General features: G+C 67.1%; 10 protein-coding genes, 2 pseudogenes and 1 riboswitch. Of the genes and pseudogenes, 2 read left to right on the forward strand and 10 right to left on the reverse strand.

Translation table 11 applies throughout. From position 1 onward, the window contains the following. Positions 1-18 precede the first annotated feature (18 nt). The gene (locus A5775_RS22575; protein WP_067257579.1) at positions 19-1,515 is read right to left on the reverse strand and encodes a potassium/proton antiporter; all 1,497 of its coding nucleotides are present in this window, start codon (positions 1,513-1,515) and stop codon (positions 19-21) included. 121 nt (positions 1,516-1,636) lie between these two features. On the opposite strand from A5775_RS22575, the gene A5775_RS22580 reads away from it, so the two are divergent. Together A5775_RS22580 and A5775_RS22585 are read left to right on the forward strand one after the other, a co-directional pair. Beyond that, on the forward strand, positions 1,637-2,326 hold the full coding sequence (locus A5775_RS22580; RefSeq protein ID WP_067257409.1) for a TrkA family potassium uptake protein: 690 nt from the start codon (positions 1,637-1,639) through the stop codon (positions 2,324-2,326). Between the two features lie 85 nt (positions 2,327-2,411). After that, positions 2,412-4,136, forward strand: coding sequence for a DUF3556 domain-containing protein (locus A5775_RS22585; RefSeq protein ID WP_067257413.1), 1,725 nt, complete (start codon positions 2,412-2,414; stop codon positions 4,134-4,136). A gap of 70 nt (positions 4,137-4,206) precedes the next feature. Here A5775_RS22585 and metE read toward each other — a convergent pair whose 3' ends face one another. The 9 genes and pseudogenes from metE to A5775_RS22625 form a co-directional block, all read right to left on the reverse strand. Further along, positions 4,207-6,486, reverse strand: coding sequence for a 5-methyltetrahydropteroyltriglutamate--homocysteine S-methyltransferase (gene metE, locus A5775_RS22590; RefSeq protein WP_067257416.1), 2,280 nt, complete (start codon positions 6,484-6,486; stop codon positions 4,207-4,209). A gap of 147 nt (positions 6,487-6,633) precedes the next feature. After that, positions 6,634-6,836: riboswitch (cobalamin riboswitch) on the reverse strand. A 68-nt stretch (positions 6,837-6,904) separates the two neighbouring features. Continuing rightward, entirely contained in the window at positions 6,905-7,558 is a 654-nt protein-coding gene (locus A5775_RS22595; RefSeq protein ID WP_067257419.1) for an SDR family oxidoreductase, read from the reverse strand. 94 nt (positions 7,559-7,652) lie between these two features. Then, entirely contained in the window at positions 7,653-8,495 is an 843-nt protein-coding gene (locus A5775_RS22600; RefSeq protein ID WP_067257422.1) for an SDR family oxidoreductase, read from the reverse strand. 97 nt (positions 8,496-8,592) lie between these two features. After that, positions 8,593-9,873, reverse strand: coding sequence for a TetR/AcrR family transcriptional regulator (locus tag A5775_RS22605; RefSeq protein ID WP_067257425.1), 1,281 nt, complete (start codon positions 9,871-9,873; stop codon positions 8,593-8,595). 137 nt (positions 9,874-10,010) lie between these two features. Beyond that, positions 10,011-10,668 (reverse strand): annotated as a pseudogene (locus tag A5775_RS22610) (nitroreductase family protein). Next, the gene (locus A5775_RS22615; RefSeq protein ID WP_067257429.1) at positions 10,668-11,786 is read right to left on the reverse strand and encodes an acyl-CoA dehydrogenase family protein; all 1,119 of its coding nucleotides are present in this window, start codon (positions 11,784-11,786) and stop codon (positions 10,668-10,670) included. The pseudogene A5775_RS22610 and the gene A5775_RS22615 overlap by 1 nt, the downstream one beginning before the upstream one ends. Continuing rightward, positions 11,783-12,931, reverse strand: a complete 1,149-nt coding sequence (locus tag A5775_RS22620; protein ID WP_067257432.1) for an acyl-CoA dehydrogenase family protein — start codon at positions 12,929-12,931, stop codon at positions 11,783-11,785. The genes A5775_RS22615 and A5775_RS22620 overlap by 4 nt, the downstream gene beginning before the upstream one ends. 61 nt (positions 12,932-12,992) lie before the next feature. Further along, on the reverse strand, positions 12,993-13,151 hold the full coding sequence (locus tag A5775_RS25590; RefSeq protein ID WP_231995253.1) for a hypothetical protein: 159 nt from the start codon (positions 13,149-13,151) through the stop codon (positions 12,993-12,995). Between the two features lie 105 nt (positions 13,152-13,256). Continuing rightward, positions 13,257-13,571 (reverse strand): annotated as a pseudogene (locus A5775_RS22625) (SDR family NAD(P)-dependent oxidoreductase); the annotation flags it as partial. Between the last annotated feature and the right edge of the window lie 134 nt (positions 13,572-13,705).

Here is a 13,705-nt window from a genome sequence, read left to right on the forward strand (position 1 = left end):
GCCGGTGTCGGCAGCAGATCAGTCCGGTTCGCCGTGCTCGTCGAACCAGTACGCCAGTTTGCCGCGGCGGCTTACCGCGCGGAGCCTGCGTTCCGCGGAGGCCCGCGTCTTGGGTGTGGTGACGATGAGCAGTTCATCGCCGGCCTGGATACGGGTGTGGGGCTGGGGGACGAACGTGCGGCCCTTCCGGATGATCAGGGTGATGACGGCGGGGTCCGGCAGCCGCAACTCGAGCACCGAGACGTTATGCAGCCGCGACGGCGGCGACACGGTCATCGTCAACAGCTCGGCCTCCAACACGTCCAGCGGCGCCGCTTCCACCTGGATCTCCCGAGTGGCTTCACCGGAGATCAGCCCGATCTTGTGGGCCAGCAGGCTCAATCCGGGTCCCTGGATCAGGGTGAAGACCACGACCAGAATGAACACGATGTTGAGCAGCCGGTAGCTGTCCGCGACGCCTTCGACGATGGGAAATGTTGCCAGCACGATGGGGACCGCGCCGCGCAAGCCGGCCCAGGAGAGGAACACCTGCTCGCGCCACGGCACCCGAAACGGGGACAGCGAGATCAAGACCGAGAGCGGCCGGCCGAGTAACAGCAGCACCGCGCCGATGACGATTGCCGGTATCAGTTCGGGGCCCAATTGGCTCGGGCTCACGAGCAGGCCGAGCAGGACGAACAGCCCGATCTGGGCGAGCCAGCCGAGCCCTTCCGCGAAAGACCGGGTGGCCGAGCGATGGGGCAACCCGGAGTTCGCCAAAATCACCGCGGACAGATATGCGGCGATGAACCCGCTGGCGTGAGCGCTGGCGGCCGCCGCGAACGCCACCATGCCCAGCGCAAATGTCGCCAGCGGATAGAGCCCGGAGGCCGGTAGCGCCGCTCGGCGCATCGCGAATGCGCCCAGCACCCCGCTGAACAAGCCGACCGCAACACCGACGACCAGCTCGTACACCACGCCAGTCGCGGCGGTTCCCGGCGCGAGTGTCAGCGGTGTCGTGCTGAACATGAGCACCAAAATGGCGGCGGGCGCGTCGTTGAATCCGGACTCGGCCTCGAGGAGCCCGGCGACCCGCCTGGGCAACGGCAGGATACGCAGGACCGAGAACACCGCCGCAGCGTCGGTGGGCGAAACGATGGCGCCGAGCAGCAAGGAGAGCTGCCAGTTGATGCCGAGCAGCAGGTGTGCACCCGCGGCCGTGACCACCATGCTGATACCCACCCCGAGGGTGGCCAGCACGCCCGCGGGTGCCAGCAGTTTGCGTATGTCGGCGAACCGCGTCGTCAGGCCGCCTTCGACCAGGATGACGGCCAGCGCCGTCGTGCCGAGGTCGCTGGCGATTTGGACGTCGTTGAATTCCAGCCCCAGCCCGTCGTCGCCGAGGGCGACGCCGACCGCGAGGAACAGCAGCAGGCTGGGCAACCCCACTTTGGCCGCCGCCCGGGTGGCGACGATGCTGGCCAGCAGCACGAGGCCCCCGACCAGCAGCGTCACGTACAGCTGCTGCAAGGTCATGTTGTTCATCGCCGTTCGGTCGCGGCTCAGGCCAGCGAAGTCGGGTTGTGTACAAGGGAATCACTAGTAACACTAATGACGAGCTGGGGTACACGCTGACCAGCCGTCAGGAGAGTGGATAGTGCGCATCGGGATCGCCGGAGCGGGCGCGGTCGGTCGCTCGGTCGCGCGCGAGCTACTCGAGGCCGGCCACCGGGTGTTGCTGATCGAGCGCGACGTCGAGCATTACGTACCACAGACGGTGCCCGAGGCGGAGTGGTTACTCGCCGACGCGTGTGAGTTGGCTTCGCTCCAAGAGTCCGGACTGCAGCTGTGCGATGTTGTCATCGCGGCAACCGGCGATGACAAAGTGAACCTCGCGGCGGCGTTGCTGGCCAAGGCCGAGTTCGGGGTTGCCCGAGTGGTGGCCCGCGTCAACGACCTGAGAAACGAGTGGCTGTTCTCCGAGGCGTGGGGCATCGACGTGGCGGTCTCCGCACCGCGCGCCATGGTGGCCGGGGTCGAAGGGGCCATCGACGTTGGCCACCTCGTGCAGCTGATGGGCCTTGCGCATGGTCAGGTCAGCCTGTCGAAACTGACACTGCCGGCGGACAACCCGCTCGTCGGCCGGCGGATCAGTGAGCTGCCGCTGCCGCAGGACGCCGCATTGATCACCGTGCTGCGTGGCGGCAGCGTCATCTTGCCGCAGCCCGACGACGTGCTCGAGGCCGGCGACGAAATGCTGTTCGTCGCAGGCAGTACCGCCGAGAATCAGGTCCGCGCCCTTATCGTCCATGGTGTCCCGACCCCGACGGCGCACTCCCTGAAATAGCGGCTGGCGCAGTGAGAAACTTGCCGGGCCTAGTTCGGCCCCAACGCGTGCCACCTGCCTAGAACACGTTCTAGTCTGTGAAACCATGGGATTTCTGAAGCCCGAGCTACCGCAGCTCGACATGGCCGAATGGAACAAGGGCAGCCGCAGCGACAAGATCCGCCCGATGGCCAAGCACTGGGCCGAGGTCGGCTTCGGCACGCCGGTCGCACTGCACCTGTTCTACGTCGTCAAAATCCTGCTCTACATCCTGGGCGCGTGGCTGTTCGCCTCGGCCACCGCGGGCCTCGGCGGGTTCACGCAGGTCGCGTCGTGGTGGTCGGAGCCGATCGTGTTCGAGAAGGTCGTGCTCTACACGATGCTGTTCGAGGTGATCGGTTTGGGCTGCGGCTTCGGCCCGCTGAACAACCGGTTCTTCCCGCCGATGGGCTCGATTCTGTACTGGATGCGCTTCGGCACCATCCGGCTGCCACCGTGGCCGGACCGTGTGCCGCTGACCGCGGGCACCAAGCGCAAGCCGATCGACGTAGCCCTGTACGCGCTGTTCCTTATCCTGACGCTCGCGGCGCTGTTCGCGGACGGCACCGGCCCGATCCCCGAATTGGGCACGACGGTCGGCCTGCTGCCCGCATGGAAGATCGTGCTGATCCTGCTGCTCCTCGCGGTGCTCGGTCTACGCGACAAGGTGATCTTCCTGGCCGCGCGCGGTGAGGTCTACGCGACCATGGCGGTGACGTTCCTGTTCGCCGCGCCCGACATGATCGTCGGGTCCAAGGTGGTGTTCCTGGTGATCTGGATGGGCGCGGCGACATCCAAACTCAACAAACACTTTCCGTTCGTCATCTCCACGATGATGTCCAACAACCCCCTGGTGCGACCGCGCTGGCTGAAACGGCGCTTCTTCGAAAAGTTCCCGGATGACCTGCGGCCCGGCCGCCTGTCGCGGTTGCTGGCGCACCTGAGCACCGCCATCGAGATGCTGGTGCCGCTACCGTTGTTCTTCTGTAACGGTGGCTGGCCCGTCACGGTGGCCGCCGTCGTCATGGTGTGCTTCCACTTGGGGATCCTCGTCTCGATCCCCATGGGCGTGCCGCTGGAGTGGAACGTCTTCATGATCTTCGGGGTGTTGTCCTTGTTCGTCGCGCACACCCACATCGGGCTCGAAGACCTGAAGCACCCGGTGGTGGTGGCGGTTCTGTTTGTCGTCATCGCAGGAATCGTCTTGCTGGGCAACATGTTTCCGCGCAAGATCTCGTTTTTACTCGGAATGCGTTACTACGCCGGCAACTGGGACACCACCCTGTGGTGCATCAAACCGTCGGCCAACGACAAGATCGGCAGGGGCGTGGTGGCGATCGCCAGCATGCCGCAGGCCCAGCTCGAACGGTTCTACGGCAGCCCAGAGGCGGCGCAGATACCGCTGTACATGGGATATGCGTTCCGCGGCTTCAACACTCACGGCCGGGCGCTGTTCACGTTGGCGCACCGCGCCATGGCGGGCCAGAACGAGGACGACTACGTCCTCACCGACGGCGAGCGGATCTGCAGCACGGCGATCGGCTGGAACTTCGGCGACGGCCACATGCACAACGAACAACTGATCGCCGCGCTGCAGCAGCGCTGCCACTTCGAGCCGGGCGAGGTCCGCGTCGTTCTGCTTGACGCGCAGCCGATTCACAAGCAGACGCAGGCGTACCGGTTGGTCGACGCGGCGACCGGTGAATTCGAGCGCGGCATCGTCCGGGTCGCCGACATGGTCACCCGGCAACCCTGGGCCGACGACGTCCCGGTCGAGGTGGTGTCGGAGTAGCCCCGGGTGTAACGCCACGGCGACATTGCCCGCCGGAAATCGCCGTGGCGTTACACCCGCGAGCGAAACGCTAGGCCCCCGCGCGCACCTCCTGGGCAGCGGCGACCATGTTCTTCAGCGACGCATTCACCTCGTCGGAGTTGCGGGTCTTCAACCCACAGTCGGGGTTGACCCAGAGCCGTTCGGCCGGAACGGCCCGCAGGGCCGCGCGCAGCGACTCGGCCATCTCCTCGGTGCTCGGCACCCGAGGCGAGTGGATGTCGTAGACGCCCGGGCCGACGCTGTTGGAGAAGCCGATCGAGTTCAGGTCGTCGAGCACCTCCATGTGTGAACGTGCCGCCTCGATCGACGTCACGTCGGCGTCCAGATCGGCGATCGCTCCGATCACATCACCGAATTCCGAGTAGCACAGGTGGGTGTGGATCTGCGTGGAGTCCGCGACACCGGACGTGGCCAACCGGAAAGCCCCCACGGCCCAACGCAAGTAGTCGTCCTGGTCCGCGCGGCGCAGCGGCAGCAGCTCACGCAGCGCCGGTTCGTCGACCTGGATGACCGCGATGCCGGCGGCCTGCAGGTCCACGGTCTCGTCCCGGATGGCAAGCGCCACTTGGTTGGCGGTGTCGGCCAGCGGTTGGTCGTCGCGGACGAACGACCACGCCAGAATCGTGACCGGACCCGTCAGCATGCCCTTGACCGGCTTGTCGGTGAGAGACTGAGCGTACTTGGCCCACTCCACCGTCATCGGGTGCTGGCGGATCACGTCGCCGTAGAGGATCGGCGGGCGCACGCAGCGGCTGCCGTAGGACTGCACCCAGCCGTTCTTGGTGGCGAAGAAGCCCTCCAGCTGTTCGGCGAAGTATTGCACCATGTCGTTGCGCTCCGGCTCGCCGTGCACCAGCACGTCGATCCCGAGGCTCTCCTGCAACCTGATGACGTCGGCGATCTCCTGCTTCATCCGCTTCTCGTACTCGGCCTCGTCGATCTCGCCGGCGACCAGCGCGGCGCGGGCCTTGCGGATCTGGACGGTCTGCGGGAACGACCCGATCGTGGTGGTCGGCAGCGGCGGCAGCTGCAGCCGCTCGTCCTGGCTGGCCCGGCGCCGGGCCGCGTCACCCCGATGCGCGCCGGCGGCCACGATCGAGTCGATGCGGGCCCGGATGCGGTCGTTGTGCAGGCGTGGGTCGCTCTTGCGGGAGGCGACCGCGGCGTTCGACGCCGCGATCTCGTCGGCGACGGCCTCGCGACCCTCGCGCAGCGCGCGAGCCAGCGCCACCACCTCGGCGACCTTCTCCTGCCCGAAGGCCAGCCAGCTGCGCAGCGCCTCGTCCAGCTCGGTCTCCGGCTCCAACGAATACGGCACGTGCAGCGTCGAGCAGGACGTCGAAACGGCAACTCCGGCAGCCGAACCCAGCAGGGTGGCCAGCTTGCCCAGCGCGGCCTGCAGGTCGGTGCGCCAGACGTTGCGCCCGTCGACGACGCCGGCCACCAGAATCTTGTCGGCTAGGCCGGGCGCCCCAAAAATAGAAGCGATGGCGGTGTCGGGACCGTAGACCAGGTCGACGCCGATCGCCTCGACGGGCGTGCGGGCCAGACCCGCCAGCGCCGCGCCCGGGTCACCGAAGTAGGTGGCGACGTAGATCGACGGCCGGTTGCTCACCGCGCCCAGCTTGTTGTAGACCGCCTCGGCCAGCGCCGGCGCGTCGGGGGAGCCGTCGGTCACCAGCGCCGGCTCGTCGAGCTGCACCCACTGCGCACCGTTGTCGGCGAGCAGCGATAGCAGCTCGGAGTAGATGGGCACGAGCTCTTCCAGTCGCTCGATCGGCGCGCCCGCGCCGTCGACGCCCTTGCTGAGCAGCAGGAAGGTGACCGGCCCGATGACGACCGGCCGCGCGGGAATACCCTGTCCCAGCGCCTCTTTCAGCTCCGAGAGCACCTTGTCCGGGTTCAGCGCGAACTTCGTGGTGGGTGCGATCTCGGGAACGATGTAGTGGTAGTTGGTGTCGAACCACTTGGTCATTTCCAGCGGCGCGACGTCTTTGTTGCCGCGCGCGGCGGCGAAGTAGCGGTCGAGGTCGTCGGACACCTGCGTGGCCCGGGCCGGCAGCGCGTCGAGCATCACCGCGGTGTCCAGCATCTGGTCGTAGTAGGAGAAGGTGTTCACCGGCACCGAGTCAAGGCCGGCGGCCGCCAGGCTCGCCCAGGTGTCGCGGCGCAGTGTCGCGGCGACGGACTCCAGTTCCGATCGGCTGGTGCGGCCGGCCCAGTAGCCCTCGGTGGCGCGCTTGAGTTCGCGCTTCGGGCCGATGCGCGGCGAGCCGGTTACCGTGGCGGTGAATGGTTGAGAGGTCACGTTTTTCGTCCTTTAATCAACGGTCTGGTCACCGCCGGCGGACGCGAGGCCGAACCGTCGGGTGCGCACCTGATTCTTCTACAGGCACTCACCGTTAACGGTTACGGTCAAACGCCCATTCCACGAGGCGATGAGCCCGCCGGACGCGGCGCGTCCGGCACAGCTGGCAGGTCTTCGGACTCGCAGGCGCGCACCGGGGTGGTGCACCTAATGGCCGTCGCTTCCCAGCCTTGAGAACTTCGCAAGACCAGTGCTCGTGACGGCGGTCGTTCCTGCATACCGCTGCGGGACAGTCCCGGACTCCCACCGGGTTCCCTCTTGCGAAGCATGCCTAACATGTCTCGCTCGATGCCGGCGCCACGTTGTGCGGCGACGGCAGACCAGCTGCGTAGCGCAGCTTACTCCGCTGGTGGCGGGGTCAGTGAGCCAGTGCCTGGGCGATCGGAACGTCACCGTTGTTGAACTCGATGGTGCGGCCGATGGTGGAGGCGTCCGCCAGCGCGGCGGCCACGACGAGCGCGACGTCGGCACGCGAGACTGAGCCATTTTCGGCGCCGTGCGCCGCCCTGACGGCGATCCGGCCGGTGGCCGGCTCGAGGGTGAGCCGGCCGGGGCCCAGCACCGTCCAGTCCAGGTCGCTGGCGCGCAGATGGGCGTCCGCGGCCGCCTTGGCCGCCGCGTAGGCGAAGAACGGATCGTCTTGCGGCACACCATGGTCTGGGCCGGCGCCGAAGTAGGACACCATCACGAACCGGCGGACGCCCGCTTGCGCGGCGGCATCGATCACCCGGATCGCCGCGTCGCGGTCGACGGCATAGGTCCGGGCCGGGTCGCCGCCGCCGGCCCCGGCGGAGAACACCACCGCGTCATGCCCGGCCAGCAAGCCGGCCAGGGCGCCGGTGTCGAGTTGCTCGATGTCGGCCACCGCCGGTTTGGCGCCGGTGGCGGCGACATCGTCGGCGTGATCCGGGTTGCGGAAGATCGAGCTCACCTCGTCGCCGCGTTCGGTCAGGATGCGGGCCAGGTGCAGGGCGACCTTGCCGTGGCCGCCGATGACGATGACTCGTGCCATGCCCCCACGCTACTTTCCCGCGAGGCTGCAACTACCAACGCAAACGCCGGGGAGGGCACTCGGCAGTTACATTCTCGCGGGGAGAAAAGCCGAGTTAGAGCTTCACCTTGCCCATGATGATGTCGATGATCGGCTTGCCCGGCGCGTAGGCGCCGGTCATCGAGGCCATGGTGTGGCCCGAGTCCACCAGCAGGGTGATCCCGCTGACGCCGCAGGCCGCCTCGCTGTTGAGGAACGCCATCACGTCGCCCATCTGCTCGGGCGTGTGCACCTTGGAGCCGGTCTCGTCGCGGTAGTCCTGGGCGAAGGACAGCCACAGGTCGGCGTTGGCCTGGGCCAGCGGGGTGTCGGTCGGGCCCGGGCAGATCGCGTTGATGCGAATGCCCTTCTTCGCCAACGGGTAGCCCTGGGTCGCCACGTAGGTGTTGATCACCTTCTTGCTGGTGCCGTAGTGGTTGATCCCTTCGGCCTCGTGCGCCTGGCACCACGCCTCGGCCGCCGCGAAGTCCGGCGTGGCCAGGAATTCCAGCATAAGGTCCAGGTCGTTCTCCCAGCCCATGCCGGCGACCGAGGAGATGAAGCAGATGGCCGCGCCGTTGGGCAATTGGTCCTTTTCCAGCAGGCGGTCGATCAGGTGGCGGTGGCCGATGAAGTTGATCTTCATCAGGTCGATCGTTCCGTCGGCGACGCCGGCGGCGGAGAACACCGCGTGGATGGGGCCGTCGATCTGCGCGAGGGCGGAATCGATGGACGCGGGGTCGCGCAGGTCCACCTGGACGGACTGGGCGACCTTGTAGTCCACGGGCGCGTAGTCCATCACGATGACTTCGGCGCCGAGTTCGGCCGCTGACTTGGCCGCGGCGGCGCCCATGCCAGTCGCGCCACCGACAACAAGAGCGCGCTTGCCGTCGTAGCGCAACCGATCGACAATGGTCATGGAAATCCCCTTCTCGGATAATGCCAACGCGGTTCTAACTGCTCAACTGTATGGGTAACAGTTATTTGGTTCAATACCGGGGCGGATTAATCGAGATCTACTTGCCGCGCACGGCGACGCCGCGCAGAACGGTGTCCCGCGCGTGCACCAGCCCCGCACGCGTGCCGACGTCGCGGAGGATGTTCTCCGGGATCCACTGCAAGCCGACGACACAGCGGGACAGCATCGCGGTGGACGGCGCGTCGACGCCTATTTCCCCCGATCGGATCCCCTCGGAAAGTAATGTTTTCATTTGCCGCAGCCGCGTGGCGTACAGCCAGCCCGGGTTGGGTGTGTCCGGCGGGGATTGGCGCATCCAGGCGAGCTGGATCCTGAACTCGTCGGAAAACCGGTCGAGCGCATTGACGTTGACCCAGCTCAGCGCGTCCAGTTTTTCGATCGGGGTGGCATCCGAGCGCAGCACGTTGACCCAGCCCGCCTCCACCTTCTTGCCGAAGGATTCCATGATCGATGCGAGGAGTTCGTCCTTGGATCCGATCACCCGATACACGGTCCCGGTGCCCAGACCGGCGGCCGAGGCGATGTCCCTGATGGTGGTGACTTCATATCCTCTGCGGCCGAATTCGGCTCGAGCCACCGCGCGCACGTGTGCCGCCTTGTCGCTGGGGTCGGCGGCGCTGTCGTCGGGCCAGGTGGCGATGACGTCGTCGGCGGCGGCGAAGGCCGTCGACCGGTCCAGCGCCGCGTCGGTCGGCGCCCGAGTTGCCAACCCTTGCAGAATGATTCGGCACAGCAGCCCGGCCACCTGGTCTCCCGGAGACTTGTGGCGCATGACGTCAAGGCCGACCTGCAGCATGGTTTGGCAGATCCGGTCGGCCAGCGTGGGCAGGTCGATGTCGGGTTTGATGTAGCCGCTCCATCGGCCGGCGCGCAGCGTTTGCAGCATCGCCTCCTGAATCGCCACGGGCCGCTGCTGCGTGAGCTTGATCAGCTCCGGATCCGTGCTCGGCCCCTCGTAGAACGACATCTGCAAGGCGGCCCGATGTTCGACGGCGCAATTGGCGATCGCCGATCCGAGCTCGATGATCTGTTCGGCGACCGGACGGGAGTCTGGTTCGTCCAGTTTCGCCTGGGCGGACCGCCCGATCCGTTCCAGATCGTCCTGATAGCGCCGGATCAGCTCGACCAGGATCGCCTCTTTGGACTCGAAATGGTGATACAGGCTGCCGGGAAGAATGCCTGCGGCGTCGGCGATTTCCTGCAGCGACGTCCGCAATCCCGAGGACGCGATCAGCGACGCCGCGGTTCCTAAAATCTCGGCGCGGCGCGTCGTGGAATCGGTTGTGCCGCTGGCCCGCAATGACTCGGCCTTCGTCATGATCAGCGGTGTGCGCGCCCGGACGACTGCGGCCTGGCGAACATGCGCATTCGTCCTCTCTACCGAACCAAATCTTTGTTAGAGGCTATCAGACCGGGCCTCGATGAATCCGCTGCACAAAGCGGCGAAATCCCATTCTAGAGCGCCGGGCCATCCCAGCGGTCGCACGCAACCACCTCGTCGATCGGCCGCCGTGGGGCGGGCCGGAAGGTGCGGCCCGCGCGGAGGCGGCCCACCGGAAGCAGGCAACCCTGAACGTAGGTTTGCGGAATTTTGAGCAGCTTTCGGATCTCTTCCTCGTGATGCAGGCGCAGGGTCGTGATGCAGGTCCCGTATCCCCGGGTGTGCAGGGCGAGCTGAAAATTCCACACCGGCGGGAAGATCGAACCGTACAGCGTCGCCAGGTGGAACGATTCGTCGCTGTCGATGCGCGGCAAGTAGGGCTCATAGCAAGGGATTACCAGCAGCGGCACTTGTCTTTTCGAGCCCATGTTCCTCCGTCCAACCACTCCGTCGACGACATCACCCGGCTCTCGGGCGTTCCCGCCGGCATCAGGTCGGCCAGCAGCTGTCCACCGACCCGGCGTAGACAGGCCTCGCGATACAACTCGGCGATCTTGGTGCGCAGCACCGGATCGGCGACCACCAGCCAGCGCCACGACTGGGCGTTCGACCCGTTCGCGGCCTGCAGGCCGATCCGCAGGCACTCGCGGATGTCGTCGAGGTTGACGGGCGCGTCCAGGTCGAGCGACTTGCGCGCCGAGGGGCGGCGGTCAGCAGATACTTGATCTCCATCAGTGACGGCCTCTCTTCGCAAGGCGCGCACCGAGTTCGGTGAGGTACCGGTCGGGCCCGCCGAGAAACGCGCTCCAGCCCAGCAAGCGCTTGAGATAAAGGTGGGCGTCGTGCTCCCAGGTGTAGCCGATCCCGCCGAAGACCTGGATGGCGGTGTCGCCAACGGCGGCCAGCCGCCCGGCGAACGCCTTGGCCCGCAGCGCGGCAAGATGCCGCTCGCCGCCGGATTGGCCGTCGGTGCCGGGGAACGCGTCGCTGGCCCACAGAGCGTGGATCACCCCGCTGCGGGCCAGCTCGACGGCCTCATACATGTCGACGCACAGATGCTGGATCGCCTGGAACGAGCCGATCGGCTGACCGAATTGCCTTCGGGTTTTTGCATATTCGACGGCAAGTTCCATGACGGCGCGCGCAGCACCGAGCGCATCGGCGGCGGCCGCGATCAGCATATCGTCGACAACCGCCGCCATTTGTTGCGGAGAGACCGCGCCCAGGGGCTGGGCGGAGGCCCCGTCGAACGCGACGCGAAATTGCTTGCGGGTCGGGTCGATGCCGGGCTCGGCCACGACAGAAACCCCGGGCGATGTGTTCGGCACGGCGAGAAGCTCGCCGTCGGCGAGCGCGAGCAGGACGTCGGCGGCCGCGGCGTCCGGTACGCCGCTGGCCTCGCCCTGGAGTACCGTGCCGTCGTCGCGCCGGCTGGCGGCTATCCCTGCGGTGGACGCGTCGTCGAGGCCCAGGAAGCAGACGGCGGCGATCGTGGTGCCGTCCGCGATCCCACGCTGCAGTTCCGCGGCGGTGTCGTTGGCGCCCAACCGGTTCAGCGCCCGTGGGGCGGCGACCGCGGTCGACAACCACGGTCCCGGATGCAGCGCGGCGCCCAGCTCTTCGGCGACGATGCCGGCCTCGACCATCGTCATCCCGGAGCCGCCGTGGTCCTCCGGCACCAGCAGGCCGGTGGCCCCGAGACCGGCAAGCCCGTGCCACACGGCGTGGTCGATTCCGGTCGGATCGTCGAGCAACGGCCGCACGTGATCGGAGATCGAGGCCTTTTCGGCGAGGAAGCGCCGGGTGGTGTCGCGCAGGGCCACCTGCTCGTCGGTGAGTTCGAGGTTCATGTGCGCGGCAGCCCCAGTACCCGTTGCGCGGTGATGTTCTTGTTGATCTGGCTGGTGCCACCCGCGATGGTCAGCGCGCGCGATGTCAAACGGTAGTCCGCCCACGGCGCGGTACCCAGCACGTCAAAGGCCAGGGCGGCCAGGTCTTGCCCGATCTCACCCCATACGGTTTTGGCAAGGCTGGCCGACCCCACCGCATCGCCGCCATGCATGGTGGCCGAGATCGACCGCTGACACAGGACTTCGAGATACTTGATGCGGACGGCGATTTCGCCGAAGCGCCGCAGCGTCACGGGGTCGTCCAGAGCGCCGGTGTCGGCCGTCGCGAGATCGTCCACCAGCTCTTCGAGCCGCACCTGCATCTCGGCATACAAGCGGGCGGCACCGGCGCGCTCGTGGCTGAGCGTGGTGGTGGCCACCTGCCAGCCCGCGTTGAGTGGCCCGAGCAATGCGTCCGCCGGCACCCGCACGTCGTGAAAGAACACCTCGGCGAAATCGGCGTCGCCGTTGAGCGTGACCAGCGGGCGTGCCTCGATGCCGGGCAGTGTCATGTCGACGATCAGGCAGGAGATCCCCTTGTGCTTGGGAGCGTCGGGATCGGTGCGCACGTAGAGCTGGCACCAGTCGGCCCGATGCCCCAGCGAGGTCCAGACCTTTTGGCCGTTGACCACGAAGTGGTCGCCTTGCGGGCCGGCACCGCGCACGGCGCTGGTGCGCAGTGCCGCGAGATCGGAGCCCGCTTCGGGTTCCGACATCCCTTGGCACCAGATGTCGTCGGCGCGCATCATGCGCGGGAGCAGGGTGAGCTTCTGGGACTCGGTGCCGTATTGCATGATCGCCGGCGCGATGTTGTTCAATCCAATGACGTTGAGCGGCACCGGTGCTCGGGCGCGGGTGGTTTCCTCGGTGTAGACCAGTTGCTCGAGCACCGTCGCGCCGCGGCCGCCGTACTCGCGCGGCCACGACACGGCGGCCCATCCCGCGTCGGCCATCGCCGCGTTCCAGACGCGCAGCATCTCGAACGAGGCGTCGTTGCGCCCGGTGGGCCGGCGGGCGGCCACCAGCTCGGCGGTCAGGTTCTCCGACAGCCAGTCACGCAGCTCGCTGCGGAATTGCTCCACTTCCGCCGGGTATGAAAAGTCCACGTTGCCTTTTTCTTTGGCCCCTTACGCGTCCCCTACGCGTCCCTTGCGACCAAGCCGGACTCTACGTTCGAGCCGGTGCGTGGTCAATGACGTCGTGGTAGGCCGATCGCAGCAGTGCGCGGTCTTGCCGGTCGATTCCGCGCGCGTAGCGCTGCATGCAGTCGTAGATCGCCACGCGATCGGTGAGGCGCCGGAGCCGCTGCCGCAGTTCGTCGTCCACGATCAGCTCCCGTTGTGTGGGGGTTCAGGAAATTCGATCTCGGTGCCGCCCGGCATCGGGCTGACACCGCGCCGCTCGCACACTTCGAGCACCTCATCGACGATCGATGCCGGCATCCCTGATCACCGCATCCAGGCGCCCGAAGGTGTCCACGGCGGCGCCGACGATCGCCTGGCCGCCGGCGGGACTGTCCACCGACTCGTAAGACGCGATCGCGGTGCCACCGGTCTTCGTGATCTCGTCGACCACCTGGTCGGCCACGCCGGCGTCGCCAGCTTCATCTGGACGGCCCCGCATTCCGCCACCGAGGTCGTTGACCACCACCGCGGCGCCGCGCCGGGCGAAGTCCGGCGCGTACAGCCGATCGAGTCCGCGACCGGCGCCGGTGACCACCGCCACCTGGCCGGTGAAGTCAATCATGATGTGCTCCCGACTAACTCATGTCCTGCCCGTGGTGACGGCGGCTCTTTTGGCGACAGACCAGCCGGCGCGATTGACTGCGCTCACGGCGGACTTTACGGTGGAACAGATATTTGGTCAACGATTGGTTCGGA

Origin of the sequence: Mycobacterium sp. 852002-10029_SCH5224772, assembly GCF_001667315.1 — a bacterium.
Taxonomy (GTDB): Bacteria; Actinomycetota; Actinomycetes; order Mycobacteriales; family Mycobacteriaceae; genus Mycobacterium.

Bases quoted from the DNA above. Each gene is read 5' to 3' on its own strand.
- A5775_RS22605 (WP_067257425.1), bottom strand. From the start codon at position 9,873: ATGACGAAGGCCGAGTCATTGCGGGCCAGCGGCACAACCGATTCCACG.
- A5775_RS22575 (WP_067257579.1), bottom strand. From the start codon at position 1,515: ATGACCTTGCAGCAGCTGTACGTGACGCTGCTGGTCGGGGGCCTCGTG.
- A5775_RS22595 (WP_067257419.1), bottom strand. From the start codon at position 7,558: ATGGCACGAGTCATCGTCATCGGCGGCCACGGCAAGGTCGCCCTGCAC.
- A5775_RS22600 (WP_067257422.1), bottom strand. From the start codon at position 8,495: ATGACCATTGTCGATCGGTTGCGCTACGACGGCAAGCGCGCTCTTGTT.
- A5775_RS22615 (WP_067257429.1), bottom strand. From the start codon at position 11,786: ATGAACCTCGAACTCACCGACGAGCAGGTGGCCCTGCGCGACACCACC.
- A5775_RS22585 (WP_067257413.1), top strand. From the start codon at position 2,412: ATGGGATTTCTGAAGCCCGAGCTACCGCAGCTCGACATGGCCGAATGG.